Consider the following 17,187-nt stretch of genomic DNA (forward strand, 5'->3'; position numbering starts at 1 on the left):
GCGGACCAGGTCGTCCCACATGAACCAGAAGCGGTCCTGGCCGGGGGTGCCGAAGAGGTAGAGGATCAGGTCCTCGTCCAGGGTGATCCGGCCGAAGTCCATCGCCACCGTGGTGGTGGTCTTGTCGGCGACATGGCTGAGGTCGTCGATCCCGGCCGAGGCGGAGGTCATCACGGCCTCGGTGCGCAGCGGGTTGATCTCGGAGACCGCGCCGACCAGGGTCGTCTTGCCCACGCCGAAGCCGCCGGCCACGACGATCTTGGCCGAGGTGGTCGTACGGCGGGCTCCGGTGGCCGCCGGTGGAGCGGGCCTAGAGCTTGCGAAGTCCACTGAGCACCCTTTCGAGCAGTGTCACGTCTGGCGTGCCACCGGATTCGCCTCCGGCGGCGGGTTGGTGAATCGCGACCAGGCCGGATTCGGCGAGGTCGGCGACGAGGATGCGGGCCACGCCGAGCGGCATGGAGAGCAGCGCGGAGATCTCCGCCACGGACTTGATGTCCAGGCAGAGGTTGCAGATGCGCTGGTGTTCGGGCAGCAGCGAGACGACCCGCTCCGGCGAGGCGGTGGTGGAGACCAGGGCCTCGATCGCGAGCTGGTAGCGCGGACGGGTCCGGCCGCCGGTCATCGCGTACGGGCGGATCAGCGGCTCCTCGTCCGGCTCGGCCTCGGGGACCGGCTGGTGCTTCCAGTCGTCCGCGTACGAGGGCCGGCTGGGGTAGCCGGAGCCGGTGCCGCTGGTGGTGGGGGCGTTGGGTGCCGGATTGGCGGTGCCGCCGTTGGCGTACGGGTTGTCCTGGTACGCGGGGTTTCCATAGCCGTGGCGCTGGTCCTGGTCATGGCCCTGGTAGCTGCCGGAGTATCCGGGCACCGACGGGTAGCCACCGCCGCCGCCCGGACCACCGAACGCGTCGTGGCCTGTACCGGGATAGCCGGTGCCGTACTGACCGTTCTGGTCCTCGGGCGGTGTCACGGTTCCTCCTCACAGTGGAGCGACAGGGGCGTTGCGGCTCTTGCTGGTGGTGCGGCGGAAACTGGGCGGACGGGCGGGGCCCTAGTGAAGCAGGCTGCCCTGGAGCTCCGCGCGGAGTGCGGGGGTGAGTACCGTTCCGGCGCGGTCGACCAGGAGGGCCATTTCGTAGCCGACCAGGCCGATGTCGCTGTCGGGTGAGGCGAGGACGGCGAGGGAGGAGCCGTCGGAGACGGCCATGATGAACAGGAAGCCGCGTTCCATCTCGACCACGGTCTGGGTGACCCGGCCGCCTTCGAAGATGCGCGAGGCGCCCTGGGTGAGCGAGGTCAGCCCGGAGGCCACGGCGGCGAGCTGGTCGGCACGGTCCCGGGGGAAGCCCTCGGACATGGCGAGCAGGAGGCCGTCGGCGGAGACCACCACCGTGTGCGACACCCCGGGGGTGTTGTCCACGAAGTTGGTGATCAACCAGTTGAGGTTCTGTGCCGCCTGGGACATCTGACTCACTGCTAACGCTCCGGGTGGTTCGGGCTGCCGAAGAGGTCGGCGCCGCCGTGCTGGTCGGGGGAGGGTGCGTCGCCCGCGTTGTGTCCCTGCTGGATGCCGCGGCGCAGGTTGGTGAGCCGGCCGCGGACCTCCTCGGGGGATCGGGACAGCTGCGGGGAGACGGCGGGTCCTGCGTTGCTGGGCTCCGCGACGTTGCCGGGGAGCAGGTTCTGCCGGGGCACCCGGCGCGGGAGCCCGGCCTGGGTGGTCCCCCCGGTGGCCGGCTCCGCGGGCGCGGCGGGCGCGTACGCCGGAGCGGCCGGCTCGGCGGGGGTGTGCTGGTCCCCCTCCTCGCGGGCGCCGGTGAACCAGTTGGGACGCTCGCCGGCCTCGCGGTCGCCGATCGCCCGTCCGCCGCCGAGGGCCTGGCCGGGACGGCGGGTGGGCAGTGCGCCGAAGTCGTTGGCTGCCGGGGCGGGCGCGGGGGTCGGCCGCTGCGGCAGCGCGGGCGGGGTGGTGGAGGCGGGTCGGGGAGCGGGGGGCTGGGGGGCCACGGGCGCCTCGGGTGCGGGTGCGGACTGCTGGGGCTCCGAGTAGTACGGGTGGCCGTACTGGGGCTCGGATTCGGGCTGGTACTGCCGGTACTGCTCGTGGCCGTACTGCTCCGCGCCGTACTGCTGGGCGCCGTACCCCTGCGCGGGGTACGGGTCCTGGGGCGCGAAGGGGTCGTGGGCGCCGGGCTGGTCGTAGCCGGCGGCGGGGTAGCCGGGAGCGGGCTCGGGGTAGCCGCCCTGCTGCGGGCCGCCGAAGGCCTGGTCGAACGCCCGCTGGTCGAACTCGGGGACGTAGGACTGCTCGTCGAACTGGGCCTGGGCGGGCTCCGGCACCGGCGGCTGCTCCGGCGTCGGGGGCTCCAGCGCCACCTGCTCGCGGCGCTGGCCGAGCCGCATGGTGCGCTGCATCAGGTCCGGTCCCGAGCCGATCTCGGCCGCGGGCCGGTCGTAGCGGCTGTCGTCGAAGCCCAGCTCGCTCGCGGTGCGGTTGTCCGGGTCGGAGTAGGTGCCGTTCTCCGGCTCGCCGTAGATCCGGGAGACGGTGAACTGCTCCTCCGGCTCGGTGATCCGCGGCAGTTGGGTGAGGTGGTCCGGGATCATCACCAGCGAGGTGGTCCCGGCCGACTCGCCGGAGGGGCGCAGCTGGACCCGGATGCCGTGCCGCTCGGCCAGCCGGCCGACCACGAACAGGCCCATCTGCCGGGAGACCGAGGCGTCCACGGTCGGCGGGTCGGCCAGCTTGCTGTTGATCGCGGCGAAGTCCTCGGCGGTGAGGCCGATGCCCTTGTCGTGGATCTCGACCAGCACCCGCTGATCCGGCAGCCGGGTCGCGGTGACCTTCACCCGGGTCTGCGGGCTGGAGAAGGTGGTGGCGTTCTCCAGCAGCTCGGCGAGCAGGTGCACCAGGTCGGTGACGGCGGGGCCGATCACGTCGGTCTCCGGGATGCCGCTCAGCTCGATCCGCTCGTACTGCTCCACCTCGGAGGCCGCCGCGCGGAGCACGTCCACCAGCGGGATCGGGTCGGTCCAGTCGCGTCCGGCCGACTCGCCCGCGAGGACCAGCAGGTTCTCGCCGTTGCGGCGCATACGGGTGGCCAGGTGGTCCAGCTTGAACAGGCTCTCCAGCTGGTCCGGGTCCGCCTCGTTGTTCTCCAGGTCGGTGATCAGCGCCAGTTGGCGTTCGATCAGGCCCTGTGAGCGGCGCGAGAGGTTGGTGAAGATCGCGTTGACGTTGCCCCGCAGCAGGGCCTGCTCGGAGGCCAGCCGGATCGCCTCGCGGTGGACGTCGTCGAAGGCCCGCGCCACCTCGCCGATCTCGTCCCGCCCGGTCAGCGGGATCGGGCGGACGGTGGTGTCGACCTGCTCGGGGTCGGTCTTGGAGAGCTTGCGGACCAGGTCGGGCAGCCGCTCGGCGGCGATGTCCTGGGCGCTGTCGCGCAGGGTCCGCATCCCGCGGACCATGGAGCGGCTCATCAGGTAGACCAGGATGCCGGCCAGCAGGATCAGCGCCAGCGCCTCGGCGGTGATGGTCAGCGCCTGCCGGTTGGCGTCGCTCTGCGCCTGCTTGGCGTCGGCGACGATCTGGTCGGTGACGGTCGTCTCGACCTTGCGGATCTGCTTGGTGCGCACGGTGGCGGTGGCGTACCAGGACGCGGCGGTGATGCCGGAGGGCTTCAGCGACTTGGCGTTCATCATGCCGACCAGGGTGTTCTCCTGGGCGTCGATGTCCTGGCCGATGACGGTCCTCTTGTAGAGCGCCGCGTCCGCGGGATTGGCGGCGAGCTGGAACTGGCCCACGGTGGTCGCGGTCAGCCGGTTGGCGACCTGGATCGCCACCGACAGGTCGGCCGGCATCTTGTCGTACATCAGCGCGATGGTGACCAGGTTGCGCTCGGTCGCGGTGGACTCCTTGCCCAGGGACAGGGTGTAGAGCTCACGGCCGCGGCTGTTGATGTTCTTGTCGCCGAAGCCGAGCTCGTTGTCCAGGCCCAGCAGCCCCAGGTAGATGTTGGAGTACAGCACCTCGGTGTCGACCGGGTCGTAGGTCGTGCTGCGGACGTTGTTGCCCTTGCTGCGCAGATCGCCGAGGTTCTTGGTGACCTGGTCGTTGAAGGTGCTCAGGTCGGCGGTGATCTGGTGGTCCGGCTTCACCTTCGCGGCGTCGGCGTTCATCACCCCGATGTCGGCGTTGGTCTGCTTGCGCGCGGCCAGCACCTGCGGGTCGTCCTGGATGCCCTGCATCTGCGGGATGACCGCGAGGTCGCGCTCGGTCTGCATGTCGTCCGCGACCGTGGTGGCGTCGCGCACCAGCACGGCGACCTTCTCGTTCGCAGCGGCGGCGCTGGCCAGGTCCAGCTGGTCCTTGACGCGCAGCCCGGCGAAGGCGGTCCCGGTGATGACCGGGACGAGGACGATGGCGGTCAGCCGGGTGGGCACCCTCCAGTGCCGGAGCCCCCAGCGGGAGCCTCCGTCGTCCACGGGGAGGGGAACGGCCTGCCGCGGTCCGGGGTCTGCCTTCTTCTGCCTCACTCGACAACAACCTCTCGGCCGGGCGGCCATTTCTGACGTGCTACTGATCTGCGCGGATCGCTGGAATTTCAGCACGTGCGCGCTGTGCGGGCCAAACACCCCTGGGGGACCCGCATCCTGACAATAAATGGGACATAAAGCCCCACCTGCGGCGAATGCCCTCACAATGGTGAACACTGTGTGCGCATCCGCTCACAAGGGGTGAAACTCGTGGAGGAAATGCCTGTCGAAATGTTATCTAGCGCAGTCGTGCCAGCAGTGCGTGTTCGACCAGGGTGATCAGGGCGGACTTGGCGCTGTCGCGGCGGCGGGCGTCGGTGGTGATGACGGGGGTGTCGGGGCCGAGTTGGAGTGCTTCGCGGACTTCTTCGGGGTTGTGGGTCTGGTTGCCGTCGAAGGCGTTGAGGGCGACGACGAAGGGCAGGCCGCTGTTCTCGAAGTAGTCGATGGCGGGGAAGCAGTCGGCGAGGCGGCGGGTGTCGACCAGGACGACGGCGCCGATGGCACCGCGGACCAGGTCGTCCCACATGAACCAGAAGCGGTCCTGGCCGGGGGTGCCGAAGAGGTAGAGGATCAGGTCCTCGTCCAGGGTGATCCGGCCGAAGTCCATCGCCACCGTGGTGGTGGTCTTCCCGCTGATGTGGGTCAGGTCGTCGATCCCGGCCGAGGCGGAGGTCATCACGGCCTCGGTGCGCAGCGGGTTGATCTCGGAGACCGCGCCGACCAGGGTCGTCTTGCCCACGCCGAAGCCGCCGGCCACGACGATCTTGGCCGAGGTGGTGGCCCGCCGGGCGGGCTCGGGCGGCCCGGGGGCGAAGGGCGACGCGGGCCTAGAGCTTGCGAAGTCCACTGAGCACCCTTTCGAGCAGTGTGACGTCCGGTGTCCCGCCGGTCTCGGAGGCGGCGGCCGGTTGGTGGATCGCGACCAGGCCTGCTTCGGCGAGGTCGGCGACGAGGATGCGGGCCACCCCGAGCGGCATCGGCACCAGGGCCGACACCTCCGCCACGGACTTGACCTCGCGGCACAGTTGGACGATCCGGGCGTGCTCGGGGAGCAGCGACCCGGCCCGGTCGGCCTGCGCCGTGGTGGAGATCAGCGCCTCGATCGCGAGCTGGTAGCGCGGACGGGTCCGCCCTCCGGTCATCGCGTACGGCCGGACCAGCGGCTGTCTCGCGGGGTTCTGCGCACTGGCGTGCGAACCGCCGCTGCCGTACGCGTTGCCGTACGGACCGGTGGAGCCTTGGGGCGGGGTCATCTGTCCTCCTTTGAGCTGCAGCGGTCCGTCGTGCCACTCCGCGGCTGGATGGTGGTGCGGTGAGGGTGTGGTGCGGTGGCGCGGATCAGTGGAGCAGGCTGCCCTGCAGCTCGGCCCGCAGGGCCGGGGTCAGGACGTCGCCCGCGCGGTCGACCAGGAGGGCCATTTCGTAGCCGACCAGGCCGATGTCGCTGTCGGGTGAGGCGAGGACGGCGAGGGAGGAGCCGTCGGAGACGGCCATGATGAACAGGAAGCCGCGTTCCATCTCGACCACGGTCTGGGTGACCCGGCCGCCTTCGAAGATGCGCGAGGCGCCCTGGGTGAGCGAGGTCAGCCCGGAGGCCACGGCGGCGAGCTGGTCGGCACGGTCCCGGGGGAAGCCCTCGGACATGGCGAGCAGGAGGCCGTCGGCGGAGACCACCACCGTGTGCGACACCCCGGGGGTGTTGTCCACGAAGTTGGTGATCAACCAGTTCAGATTGTGTGCCGCTTGGGACATCTGGCTCATCTGACTCAACGCTCCTGGGGGTTGCTGCCGTACGGGCCACTGCGCTGGTTCGGCTGGTCGGCCTGGTGGTGGGGGTCACTTCCTGCCTGGCGGCCCTGCTGGATGCCGCGGCGCAGGTTGGTGAGCCGGCCCCGGACCTCCTCGGGCGAGCGTGACACCTGGGCCTGCGGGCCCTCGGCGGGGGCGGACTCGGCGGTGCCGGGGACCAGGTTGGCCTGCGGCACCCGGCGCGGCAGACCGGACGGCAGCACGCCGCCCGCGCTGGGCTCGCGCACCTGCTCGGCCCTGCGCCACACCTCGTCGTTGGCCGAGGCACGCCACGGGCTGGCGCCGCCCGCCGGAGCGGACGCACCGTCGGGAACGCCGCGCTGCGGCATCGGGCGCTGCGGGGGAGCACCGAACAGCGACTGCTCCTGCTGCGCCCCCGGCGCCGGAACGGCCGAGGTGGACGGGCGCTGTGGCTGGTACGGCTGCGGCCGCTGCGGCGCGGGCTGCTGCCCCCGCTGCGGCGGCTGGCCCTGGGCCTGGCCTTCGGCGGGGTTCGCGGAGGCGCCGTAGACCTGCACGGCGCGCATCCGGTCGGCCCGTCCGCTGCGGAACCAGTTGGACTCCATCGCCTCGAAGATCGGCGAGCTGCCGGCTCCGGCCTCGGCCGGCGGCAGGGCCCGGGTCAGCGGGTGGTTCGCCGGGTCCTGCGGGGCCGACGGCAGGGCCATCGGCTGCTGCTGCGGCATCGGCTGCTGCGGCGGCCGGACCTGCTGGGGCTGCTGCGGGGCCATCGGCTGCTGCGGCATGGGCTGCTGCGGCAGCGGGGGCATCTGCGGGGTGTAGCCCTGCGAGGCCTGCTGCGGGGCCGGACGCGGCGGCAGCGGCCGGGCCGGCTCCTCGTCGAAGTGCGGCCGGGCGAACTGCGCGGTGCTGTCCAGGGCGTCCGCGGGCTGCGGGCGTCCGGGCGCGGGGGAGCCGTGCTGGGGCTGCTCGGCCCACAGCTGGCGCTCGTCCAGCGGGGCGGCCGGCTGCTGCCGCGGGCTCTGCTGCGGACCGGTCGGGGCCTGGGCCTGCATCGGCTGCTGCGGTGCGGGGGCCTGCGGCTGGCGCGGGCCGCCGGGCTGGCCGCCCTGCTGCGGGCCGCGGGGTCCGCCCATCGGCGAGGAGCCCTGGGGCAGGCCGGGCGCGGTGTCCCGGCGCGGGAGGCCGGCCTGCTCGGACTGCTGCGGCGGCAGCGAGGGCCGCGGGTCGCCGCCGGGGCCGCCGCTCAGCGGGGTACGGCCGGGGGCCTGCGGCATCGCGCCGCGCTGCTGCGGACCGCGGACCGGCGGGGCGCCCTGCGGCGAGCCCTGCATCGCGCCCTGCTGGCCGGGCCCCTGCGGGCGCTGCTGGCCCGCCTGGCCCGGGGTGGCGCCGCCGCGGCGCTCGGCCGCGTTGGTGACGTCCACCGGCAGCATGACCAGCGCGGTGGTGCCGCCGGAGTCGCTGGGGCGGAGCTGGATCCGGATGCCGTGGCGGAGCGAGAGCCGACCGACCACGAACAGGCCCATCCGGCGGGAGACGGAGACGTCCACCACCGGGGGGTTGGCGAGGCGCTCGTTGATCTCGGCCAGGTCGTCGGGGGAGAGGCCGATGCCGGTGTCGTGGATCTCCACCAGCACCCGGCCGTCCGGCAGGGCGTGCCCGGTGACCCGGACCCTGGTCTGCGGGCTGGAGAACGACGTGGCGTTCTCCAGCAGCTCGGCGAGCAGGTGGACGAGGTCGTTGACGACGCGTCCGGCCACGTCCGCGGTGGGCACCGAGGCCAGTTCGATCCGCTCGTACTGCTCCACCTCGGAGGCGGCGGCGCGGAGCACGTCGACCAGCGGGACCGGGCGGGTCCACCGGCGGCCCGGGTCCTCACCGGCGAGGACCAGGAGGTTCTCGCCGTTACGGCGCATACGGGTGGCCAGGTGGTCCAGCTTGAAGAGGCTGGCCAGCTGGTCCGGGTCGGCCTCGCGGCTCTCCAGCTCGGAGATCATCGACAGCTGACGCTGGATCAGGCCCTGCGAGCGGCGCGAGAGGTTGGTGAACATCGCGTTGATGTTGCCTCGGAGCAGGGCCTGCTCGGCGGCCAGGCGCACCGCCTGCGCGTGGACCTGGTCGAACGCGCGGGCCACGTGGCCGATCTCGTCGGTGGTGTTGATGCCGATCGGCTCGACCGAGGTGTCGACGTCCTGCGGGTCCGACTCGGAGAGCACCCGGACCAGTTCGGGCAGCCGGTGCTCGGCGACGTCCTCGGCGGCGGACTGCAGCGTGCTCAGGGTGCGCACCATGGAGCGGGCCACGATGGCGGCGCCGATCACGGCGACCAGCAGGACCAGGGCGATCAGCGCCGCGTTCAGGATCACGTCCTGCTGGGCCTGGTCCTTGAGGGCCTTCACCTTGGCGTTGAGCTGCTCGACCAGGATCGACTCGTCACTGGTCATCGCGGTGATCTGGGCGGTCGCCAGGCCGTCCCAGGTGGTGAAGGACGGCGGGGCCTCGTTGCTGCCCCAGCCGGTCTGCGCGGCAGTGATGTTGGAGACCAGCTCCTTGGCGCGGGTGATCTGGATGTTGCTGGTCCAGGCGCCTTCCAGGGCCGCGGCGCCGGAGCCGTAGAGGCGGTCGAAGGTGGTCTTGGTGCTCTTGGCGTTGTTGAAGGCCGAGGCGGTGTACGCCCGGTCGTCGGCGCTCAGCGAGGTGGCCGGACCGCCGCCCTTGACCGACTTCTGGGAGCTGGCCAGACCCGCCGAGACCACCGCGCGGATGACCGACTGGTCGTCCTTCCACTTGGAGAACTCCTGCAGCGAACGGGTCGCCTGGACCAGTTCGGTGTTGCTGGAGGCGAGGGCCAGGTCCTGGGAGAGCGCCAGCAGCGGCTGGATCAGGTTCTCGTAGGCGTTGACCGAGGCCAGCGCCTGCGCGTCGGAGCCGCCGACCTGCGCGAACGCGTTCTCGCGGACCGACTGCAGGGTGTTGAGCTTGGTGTTGATGTCGAGGATGTCCGCGCCGTGGCCGGGCAGGTTGGCCAGCGTCAGCTGCTCGGTCAGCTTGGTGAACGCGGTCATCTTCGTGGTGGTGGTCTTCTGGTCGTGCACGATGGTGTCGTCGCTGCTGTCACCGTTGTAGGTGATCGTGCCGGCCATCGCGTCGCGCTCGGTCTCCAGCGCGGTCGCGAGTTCGGTCGCCGACTGCGCCACGTCACCGAGCTGGGCGACCTTGGTCAGCTGGTTCTGGGTCTCCAGCGAGGTCTGGATCCGGAACCCGCCGAGCACGATGGCGGCTGCGACGGGCAGCACCAGCAGCGCCAGCAGACGGGTCCGGATACGCCAGTTGCTCAGGGCGTAGCGCTTCGCGCCGGAGACCCGCTTCGGGGCGAGGCGTCCTATTCGGGCCTTCGCGGCGTCCGCCGACTTCTGCCGGCTGTCCGTCGCGCCGTCCCGACCGGTGTCGTTCGGGGGCGTCGCCGATGACTGCCGGCGAACGGCCGCTTCGCGGTCCGCCGGGTCGCCCGGGCCGCCGCCACCCCTCTTGATACGTCCCTGCACTAGCGTCGCAACCTCTGGACCAGGCGCCCCCCCGCGAGAACGCGGACAGGACGGTGTCGAGTTTCGGGCGGGCATGGATCCTGATCTGGACCCTGTTGAGTGCCCGTGTGCCGCCTGTGGAGTGGGCCCCGGCGCCGGCAGTGGCGCAGTGGAGGGGTGGCCTCCGGCGGTCCGTGGAATTTCAGCACAGTGCCGGACCAGCAACAAGGGGCGACACAGGGTAGCCGCTTCCGCTACTCTCCGCATCGCCCTCTTGACAGGCTGTGCGAAATGGCCCCCGGAATACTGCACCTTTCGGACAGGCGGCCGATCCGCGCACGCCAGGGCAGGTGACGCCCTGTGATGATTTTGTCCGGTCTGCGTAAGTTGTCGGACTTTTCGGACAGGCCACAATGTCGTAACTGTCGGAACTCACCCCCACATAAGTGACCAAAATCACAGGAGGGTGGGTAGTGCGAGATGGTCCGGATGTGGAATGAGATCCTGATACGCAACCTGTCCGCACCCCTCTGCCCCCTGTGAGGTAGTCCGCGTGTCCTCCAAGACGACGATGAGCTTCCGTCCGACCGCCAACCCGCGCCGGACGACTCTCGCCTCCCTGCCCGCCGACGGGGCGCCCGCCCCGCACAGCTCCGCCGCCGCCCCGGCCGAGCTGCCCCGGCAGACCGCGAACCCGCGGCGCACCAACCTCATGGTGGCACCGGAGCGGGAGGCCGTCGCCGGAACGGTCTGAACGATTCCGGACACGGGCCCTGCCGGGGATATCCGGCAGGGCCCGCGCCGTGCCTGCGGATAGGCTGGCCGTGCTCCACCAGCCAGCGAGTCCGAGGGGACGGCAACACGTGCGTATCGCCAGGTTTTCCAGCGAGGGGACCGTTTCCTTCGGCGTCGTCGAGGGCGACGCCGCCCAGCCCGAGGCGCTGACCCTGCACGTCCTCTCCGGTCACCCGTTCGGCGAACTGCAGCCCACCGGCCAGGTACTGCCGGTGAAGGACGTCCGGCTGCTGCCGCCGATGCTGCCCAACAAGATCGTCGCGGTCGGCCGCAACTACGCCGCGCACGCCGCCGAGCTGGGCCACGAGGTGCCCGAGGTGCCGCTCACCTTCTTCAAGCCCTCCACCGCGGTCGTCGGCCCCACTGAGAACATCGCCTACCCGCCGTTCTCCAGCGACGTCCAGTACGAGGCGGAACTGGCCGTGGTGATCGGCCGGATGTGCCGCGAGGTCCCGCTGGAGCGGGTCCCCGAGGTGGTCTTCGGCTACACCTGCGCCAACGACGTCACCGCGCGCGACGTGCAGCAGCGCGAGGGCCAGTGGGCCCGCGCCAAGGGCTTCGACACCTCCTGCCCGCTCGGCCCGTGGATCGAGACCGACCTCGACCCGGCCGACCTGGCCGTCACCTGCACCGTCAACGGCGAGCTGCGGCAGGCCGGGCGCACCTCGCAGATGATCCGCTCGGTCGGCGAGCTGATCGTGCACATCACCGAGGCGATGACCCTGCTCCCCGGGGACGTCGTCCTCACCGGCACGCCCGCGGGCGTCGGACCCCTGAACGTCGGCGACGAGGTCGCCGTCTCCATCGAAGGCATCGGCACTCTCAGCAACAGGGTGATCAAGCGTGGCTAACACCGCCCCCACCGAGCTCGACCCGGCCGTACGGGTCCGCTTCTGCCCCTCCCCGACCGGGAACCCGCACGTCGGCCTGGTCCGCACCGCCCTCTTCAACTGGGCCTTCGCCCGCCACCACGGCGGCACGCTGGTCTTCCGGATCGAGGACACCGACGCGGCCCGCGACTCCGAGGACTCCTACAACCAGCTGCTCGACGCCATGCGCTGGCTCGGCTTCGACTGGGACGAGGGCCCCGAGGTCGGAGGACCGCACGCGCCGTACCGGCAGTCGCAGCGGATGGACCTCTACGCCGACGTCGCCGCCAAGCTGCTCGCGGCCGGCCACGCCTACCGCTGCTACTGCTCCACCGAGGAGCTGGACGCCCGCCGCGCCGCCGCCCGCGCCGCGGGCAAGCCGTCCGGCTACGACGGCCACTGCCGCGCGCTGACCGCGGAGCAGGTCGCCGGGTACGAGGCGGAGGGCCGCGCGCCGATTGTCCGCTTCCGGATGCCGGACGGCGCGATCACCTTCACCGACCTGGTCCGCGGCGAGCTGACCTTCACCCCGGACAACGTGCCCGACTACGGCATCGTCCGGGCCAACGGCGCACCCCTCTACACCCTGGTCAACCCGGTGGACGACGCACTGATGGGGATCACCCACGTGCTCCGCGGCGAGGACCTGCTCTCCTCCACCCCGCGGCAGATCGCGCTCTACGCCGCGCTCGCCGAGATCGGCGTGGCCACCGGCCCGGCCCCGCAGTTCGGACACCTCCCCTATGTCATGGGCGAGGGCAACAAGAAGCTGTCCAAGCGTGACCCCGAGGCCTCGCTCAACCTCTACCGCGAGCGCGGCTTCCTGCCCGAGGGCCTGCTCAACTACCTGGCGCTGCTGGGCTGGTCGCTGGCCGAGGACCGGGACCGCTTCTCCATGGACGAGATGGTCGCGGCCTTCGACATCGGCAAGGTCAACGCCAACCCGGCCCGCTTCGACCTGAAGAAGGCCGAGGCGATCAACGCCGAGCACTTGCGTGCTCTGGCCCCGGCCGAGTTCGTCCGCCGGCTGGTCCCGTACCTGGTCGCCTCGGGCCACTTCGCGGCCGAGGGGCCGACCGACGCCCAGCTCGACCTGCTGATCGCCGCCGCGCCGCTGACCCAGGAGCGGATGGTGGTGCTCGGCGAGGTCTCCGGGATGCTCGGCTTCCTCTTCGTCGCCCCCGAGGACTTCGCCCTCGACCCGGCCGACGCGGAGAAGGTGCTCACCGCCGACGCCGCCCCGGTGCTGACCGCCAGCATCGCCGCGCTGGACGCGCTGGAGGGCTTCGACCCCGACGACATCCAGGCCGCGCTGCGCACCGCGCTGGTCGAGGGCCTGGGCATCAAGCCCAAGTTCGCCTTCACTCCGCTGCGGGTGGCGGTCACCGGCCGCCGGATCTCCCCGCCGCTGTTCGAGTCGATGGAACTGCTCGGCCGGGACGAGACCCTGCGCCGCCTGCACGCGGCGCTGGAGCGGACGGCGGGCTGACCGCGGCCCCGGGAGAGAAGGGGGCCTGCTCCGCGCGTCCGACGCCCGGAGCAGGCCCCCTTTATCGATTTTGGTGCGATGCCCGCCATCAGGTAATGTTCTTCTTGTTGCGCCGCCCGGGAGGGACGGGGAGAGAACCAGAAACTCTCACCAAGATCACCTGGACAGGCCGATGGGGTATGGTGTAATTGGCAGCACGAGTGATTCTGGTTCATTTAGTCTAGGTTCGAGTCCTGGTACCCCAGCGTAAGATCTCGCCCCCGTTGTGTAGCGGCCTAGCACGCTGCCCTCTCACGGCAGTAGCGCCGGTTCGAATCCGGTCGGGGGTACGCAGTAACCGCAGGTGGAAGTAACAGCAGTACGACAAGCCCCCGTTGTGTAGCGGCCTAGCACGCTGCCCTCTCACGGCAGTAGCGCCGGTTCGAATCCGGTCGGGGGTACCAGATCCTCCACCCTCACCATCGGGTCGAACGACTCCCCGAGGCGACGAAGCAGGATCACCAAAAGCTTGCCCCCGTTGTGTAGCGGCCTAGCACGCTGCCCTCTCACGGCAGTAGCGCCGGTTCGAATCCGGTCGGGGGTACGTGACGACAGGCCCCCGGCTCAGGCCGGGGGCCTGTCGCGCTTCACCGCCCAGCGGTGTTAGGGATCATGTCGCTGATCAGGTACTGTTCTCCCTGGAGCAGCCACCGGGAACGGTGGATTTTCCTTGGGGTATGGTGTAATTGGCAGCACGAGTGATTCTGGTTCACTTAGTCTAGGTTCGAGTCCTGGTACCCCAGCAGCAACAAGCCAGTGTGGCAAGCAAAGTGAAGGCCCGAGAGGGCCTTTTCGTGTTTTGAGAGGCCGGCAGCGCGCATGGCTAAGGGCAAGAAGGTCGCACGTCCGTCCCTGCTGGCGCTGCGTCAGGTCAGCCGCCACTACGGCGGCCGGGTGGCGCTGCATCCGATCGACCTCGACCTCGCCGCGGGCGAGTGCGTCGCCCTGGTCGGCCACAACGGCTCCGGCAAGTCGACGCTGCTGCGCCTCGCGGCCGGCCGGGACACCCCCACCAGCGGCACGGTGCGGCTCGACGGCGCGCCCCTGGACGAGAACGACCCCCGGGTCCGGGCCAGGCTCGCCGTGGTCGGCGACCTCTCGGCCTGCTACCCGGATCTGACGGTCCGTGAGCACCTGGCCCTGGTCGCCGTCTCGCACGGCGTGGAGGAGCCGCTGACCTGGGTCGACCGCGCCCTCGCCGACCGCGGCCTGGCCGAGCACGCCGAGGCGCTGCCCAACTCGCTCTCCTCGGGCCAGCTCCAGTCGCTGCTGCTGGCCTGCGCCCTGGTCCGCCCGCGCGACCTGCTGATCCTGGACGAGCCGGAGCAGCGGCTCGACCCCGGCGCCCGGCAGCGCCTGGCCGACCTGCTCAAGGCCGAACTCGCCGACGGCGTCGCGGTGCTGTTCGCCACCCACCACCCGGACCTGGCGCTGCACGTCGCCGACCGGGTGATCCTGCTGGAGGACGGCGTGCTGCTGGCGCAGGGCGCCCCGGAGGCCGTCCTGCCCACCGCGTTCCCCGGGCTGGCCGCGGGGAGCGCGCGGTGAGCCTCGCCGACGAAGCCTCCCCGGGCGACCCGCCGCAGCAGGAGCTGCCGGCCGAGCCGGAGCCGTGGACCGACTGGACCGACGACACCCTGGCCCTGCTGCGCGCCCTGCGCGCCCCGCACCGCCGGTCCCGGGCCGGCCAGATCGGCTACACCGTCTACGTCGGCATGATGCTGGTGCTGGCCTGGGGCGGGATGTTCTCGCTCGGCGCGTTCGCCAACGCCTCGATGGGCGCCGACTACACCGGCCACGACACCCAGCTGCTGGCCGCGCTGCCGGCCGGGGTCTGCGCGGTCAGCCTCGGCCTGATCCTGGTCGTCGCCAGGGACGCGCTGTGGCGCGGCCCGGTGGTGGCGCCGCGGGCCACCGTGGACTGGCTGCTGAGCCAGCCGGTCCGGCCGGGCCCGGTGCTGCGGCCCTGGTTCTGGGTCTCCTGCGCGATCGCGCTGGTGCCGGGGCTGCTGGCGGCGGCCGGGGCCGGGGTCGCGCTCGGCCTGGTCGACAAGGCGGGCTTCCTGCCGGCCTTCGGCTGGGCCCTGGTCGGCGGGGTCTGCGTCCCGCTGCTGGCGACCTGCTGCGGGGTGGCGGTCGAGCGCTACGCCGGGGCGGCCCGCTTCGTCCGCCGGGCCACCCCGTTCGTCGCGGTGCTGGTGCTGCTGCTGGCGGCGCAGAGCGTGCTCGGCTGGACCGGCCACGACTTCGGCGCGCTGCGCACCGCCGAACTCTGGTCCGGGCCCTGGGGCTGGGCCGCGCTGGTCGGGCTGGTGCCCAGCAGCGCCGCGGTGCACGGCGGCGCGCTGGCGGCGATCCCGCTGGTGGCGCTGACCCTGGTCGCGATGGTGCTGGCCTACCGGGGCGCGGCCGGTATCCGGCTCGGCAGCCTGCGGCAGCGGGCCAGGACCGCGGCCGGGGTGGCCGCCGCGCTGCGCACCGCCGAGCTGCGGTCGGCCCGGATGGTGCTGGCGCAGTCCGAGCAGCGCAGCCGCCGGGCCCGGCTGCGGATCCCGCCGCCCAGCCGGGCCTGGCTGGCCGTCCCCTGGCGGGACGCCACCGCGCTGCTGCGCGCGCCGTCCCGGATCGGCCGCGCGGTGCTGTTCTCGGTGCCTGCGCTACTGCTGGTGCCCGCGGCCTCGGCGGCCAGCGGGATCGACCGGCTGCTGCTGACCGCGGTCGCGGTCTGCTTCGGCTACCTGTCTGCGACCCAGCTCGCCGAGCCGGCCCGGGTCGAGGCCGACGACCCGCGCCGGGCGGGCTGGTCCCCTTACCCCTACGGCGAACTGATGCTCCGGCACGCCGTGCTGCCCGCGCTGGCCAGTGCGCTGCTGGCGGCGGTCGGCGCGGGCGTCGCGGTGCTGCTCGGCGCCGGTCCCGCGGTGTGGCTGGCCCCGGTGGCAGCGCTGCCGCTGACCGCCGCGGCGATGGTGAACGCCTGCCGCGGGCCGTCCCGGGTGGAGCTGATGTACAGCCCGACCGGGATGGGCAGCATGGGCCCGTTCATCTTCCTGGCCTGGTACGCGGCCGGTCCCGTGGTGCTGGTCCCGTCGATGGCGCTGGCGCTGGGCCTCGGCCACGGCCCCAGCCCGGTGACCGGGGTGCTGTGGTGCCTGCTGTTCGCCGGGGTGCTGCTCTACTGGGCCTACCAGCGGGCGCTGACCCTCTCCGGCCGGCACCGCCCCAAGGACTGACCCGGCCAGCGGCAGACGTGATTGAGGGCCCGTCCGCAGCCGGACGGGCCCTCGTGGTCGTGAGTGGTCGGTTTCTCAGGCTCTCCGCAGGGCCTCGGTCAGTCTGCCCGCGGCCTCGATGATGGCCTGGGCGTGCAGCCGTCCCGGGTGCCGGGAGAGCCGCTCGATCGGTCCGGAGACCGAGACCGCCGCCACCACCCGGTTGGACGGGCCGCGGACCGGCGCCGAGACCGAGGCCACCCCGGGCTCGCGCTCGCCGATGGACTGGGCCCAGCCGCGCCGCCGGACGCCGGACAGCGCGGTCGCGGTGAACCGGGCCCCCTGCAGGCCGCGGTGCAGCCGCTCCGGCTCCTCCCAGGCGAGCAGCACCTGCGCGGCGGAACCGGCCTTCATCGGCAGGGTGCTGCCGACCGGCACGGTGTCGCGGAGCCCGGAAAGGCGCTCGGCGGCGGCCACGCAGATCCGCAGATCGCCCTGGCGGCGGTAGAGCTGGGCGCTCTCGCCGGTGACGTCGCGCAGGTGCGTCAGCACCGGTCCCGCGGTCGCCAGCAGGCGGTCCTCGCCCGCCGCGGCGGAGAGTTCGGAGAGTCGGGGGCCGAGGATGAAACGGCCCTGCATGTCACGGGTCACGAGTCGGTGGTGTTCCAACGCGACGGCCAGTCGGTGCGCGGTGGGCCGCGCGAGACCGGTGGCGGCCACCAGTCCGGCCAGGGTCGCGGGGCCTGACTCCAGCGCGCTCAGCACCAGAGCAGCCTTGTCGAGAACGCCGACGCCACTAGAGTTGTCCATGCGCTGATATTGCAGTCTCAGATCGCGAGACGCAAGTTCAATCTTCTGGGATCTGCGCCACTCTTGGCTGTGCAGCCCGATGACGTCGCCGCAAGACGCCGTCCGGAGGCGGCCAAAACGACACGTAGACCGACATA

At 71.9% G+C, this 17,187-nt stretch carries 14 protein-coding genes and 5 tRNA genes; 10 read left to right on the forward strand and 9 right to left on the reverse strand.

The window, feature by feature from the left end; translation table 11 throughout:
- The 8 genes from ACEZDE_RS27610 to ACEZDE_RS27645 all read right to left on the reverse strand — a co-directional run.
- On the reverse strand, positions 1-330 hold a 330-nt coding region (locus ACEZDE_RS27610), incomplete at its 3' end, for a GTP-binding protein (RefSeq protein ID WP_380541523.1).
- On the reverse strand, positions 311-970 hold the full coding sequence (locus ACEZDE_RS27615; RefSeq protein WP_380541526.1) for a DUF742 domain-containing protein: 660 nt from the start codon (positions 968-970) through the stop codon (positions 311-313). The genes ACEZDE_RS27610 and ACEZDE_RS27615, both read right to left, overlap by 20 nt.
- 81 nt (positions 971-1,051) lie before the next feature.
- The gene (locus ACEZDE_RS27620) at positions 1,052-1,465 is read right to left on the reverse strand and encodes a roadblock/LC7 domain-containing protein (RefSeq protein WP_370084116.1); all 414 of its coding nucleotides are present in this window, start codon (positions 1,463-1,465) and stop codon (positions 1,052-1,054) included.
- 11 nt (positions 1,466-1,476) lie between these two features.
- Positions 1,477-4,485, reverse strand: coding sequence for a sensor histidine kinase (locus tag ACEZDE_RS27625; RefSeq protein ID WP_380541528.1), 3,009 nt, complete (start codon positions 4,483-4,485; stop codon positions 1,477-1,479).
- Positions 4,486-4,774: 289 nt separating this feature from the next.
- Positions 4,775-5,386, reverse strand: a complete 612-nt coding sequence (locus tag ACEZDE_RS27630; protein WP_380541531.1) for a GTP-binding protein — start codon at positions 5,384-5,386, stop codon at positions 4,775-4,777.
- Positions 5,367-5,792, reverse strand: a complete 426-nt coding sequence (locus ACEZDE_RS27635; RefSeq protein WP_380541534.1) for a DUF742 domain-containing protein — start codon at positions 5,790-5,792, stop codon at positions 5,367-5,369. Before ACEZDE_RS27635 ends, ACEZDE_RS27630 begins: the two co-directional genes overlap by 20 nt.
- 85 nt (positions 5,793-5,877) lie before the next feature.
- The gene (locus tag ACEZDE_RS27640; RefSeq protein WP_034090093.1) at positions 5,878-6,300 is read right to left on the reverse strand and encodes a roadblock/LC7 domain-containing protein; all 423 of its coding nucleotides are present in this window, start codon (positions 6,298-6,300) and stop codon (positions 5,878-5,880) included.
- A gap of 5 nt (positions 6,301-6,305) precedes the next feature.
- Entirely contained in the window at positions 6,306-9,857 is a 3,552-nt protein-coding gene (locus ACEZDE_RS27645) for a sensor histidine kinase (protein WP_380541537.1), read from the reverse strand.
- 532 nt (positions 9,858-10,389) lie between these two features.
- Between ACEZDE_RS27645 and ACEZDE_RS27650 the strand changes: the two genes are divergently transcribed.
- The 10 genes from ACEZDE_RS27650 to ACEZDE_RS27695 all read left to right on the forward strand — a co-directional run bounded on the left by ACEZDE_RS27650 (position 10,390) and on the right by ACEZDE_RS27695 (position 16,261).
- On the forward strand, positions 10,390-10,590 hold the full coding sequence (locus ACEZDE_RS27650) for a hypothetical protein (protein ID WP_380541540.1): 201 nt from the start codon (positions 10,390-10,392) through the stop codon (positions 10,588-10,590).
- Between the two features lie 109 nt (positions 10,591-10,699).
- The gene (locus ACEZDE_RS27655; protein ID WP_380541543.1) at positions 10,700-11,482 is read left to right on the forward strand and encodes a fumarylacetoacetate hydrolase family protein; all 783 of its coding nucleotides are present in this window, start codon (positions 10,700-10,702) and stop codon (positions 11,480-11,482) included.
- Positions 11,475-12,989 carry a glutamate--tRNA ligase gene (gltX, locus tag ACEZDE_RS27660; RefSeq protein ID WP_380541546.1) on the forward strand — a complete coding sequence of 505 codons (1,515 nt, stop codon included), beginning with the start codon at positions 11,475-11,477 and terminating at the stop codon, positions 12,987-12,989. Before ACEZDE_RS27655 ends, gltX begins: the two co-directional genes overlap by 8 nt.
- Positions 12,990-13,162: 173 nt before the next feature.
- A tRNA-Gln gene (locus tag ACEZDE_RS27665) sits at positions 13,163-13,234 on the forward strand.
- An 11-nt stretch (positions 13,235-13,245) separates the two neighbouring features.
- A tRNA-Glu gene (locus ACEZDE_RS27670) sits at positions 13,246-13,318 on the forward strand.
- Positions 13,319-13,356: 38 nt separating this feature from the next.
- A tRNA-Glu gene (locus ACEZDE_RS27675) sits at positions 13,357-13,432 on the forward strand.
- A gap of 67 nt (positions 13,433-13,499) precedes the next feature.
- Positions 13,500-13,572 (forward strand) — tRNA-Glu (locus ACEZDE_RS27680).
- A 127-nt stretch (positions 13,573-13,699) separates the two neighbouring features.
- Positions 13,700-13,771: transfer RNA gene (locus ACEZDE_RS27685), tRNA-Gln, on the forward strand.
- Between the two features lie 76 nt (positions 13,772-13,847).
- Positions 13,848-14,576 (forward strand): ABC transporter ATP-binding protein, encoded by a 729-nt coding sequence (locus ACEZDE_RS27690; protein WP_380541549.1) that lies wholly within the window; start codon positions 13,848-13,850, stop codon positions 14,574-14,576.
- On the forward strand, positions 14,573-16,261 hold the full coding sequence (locus ACEZDE_RS27695; protein WP_380541552.1) for a hypothetical protein: 1,689 nt from the start codon (positions 14,573-14,575) through the stop codon (positions 16,259-16,261). Before ACEZDE_RS27690 ends, ACEZDE_RS27695 begins: the two co-directional genes overlap by 4 nt.
- 75 nt (positions 16,262-16,336) lie before the next feature.
- Here ACEZDE_RS27695 and ndgR read toward each other — a convergent pair whose 3' ends face one another.
- Entirely contained in the window at positions 16,337-17,050 is a 714-nt protein-coding gene (ndgR, locus tag ACEZDE_RS27700; protein WP_030263993.1) for an IclR family transcriptional regulator NdgR, read from the reverse strand.
- Positions 17,051-17,187: the final 137 nt, after the last annotated feature.

Origin of the sequence: Streptacidiphilus cavernicola (assembly GCF_042510955.1) — a bacterium.
GTDB classification, from domain to species: Bacteria; Actinomycetota; Actinomycetes; order Streptomycetales; family Streptomycetaceae; genus Streptacidiphilus; species Streptacidiphilus cavernicola.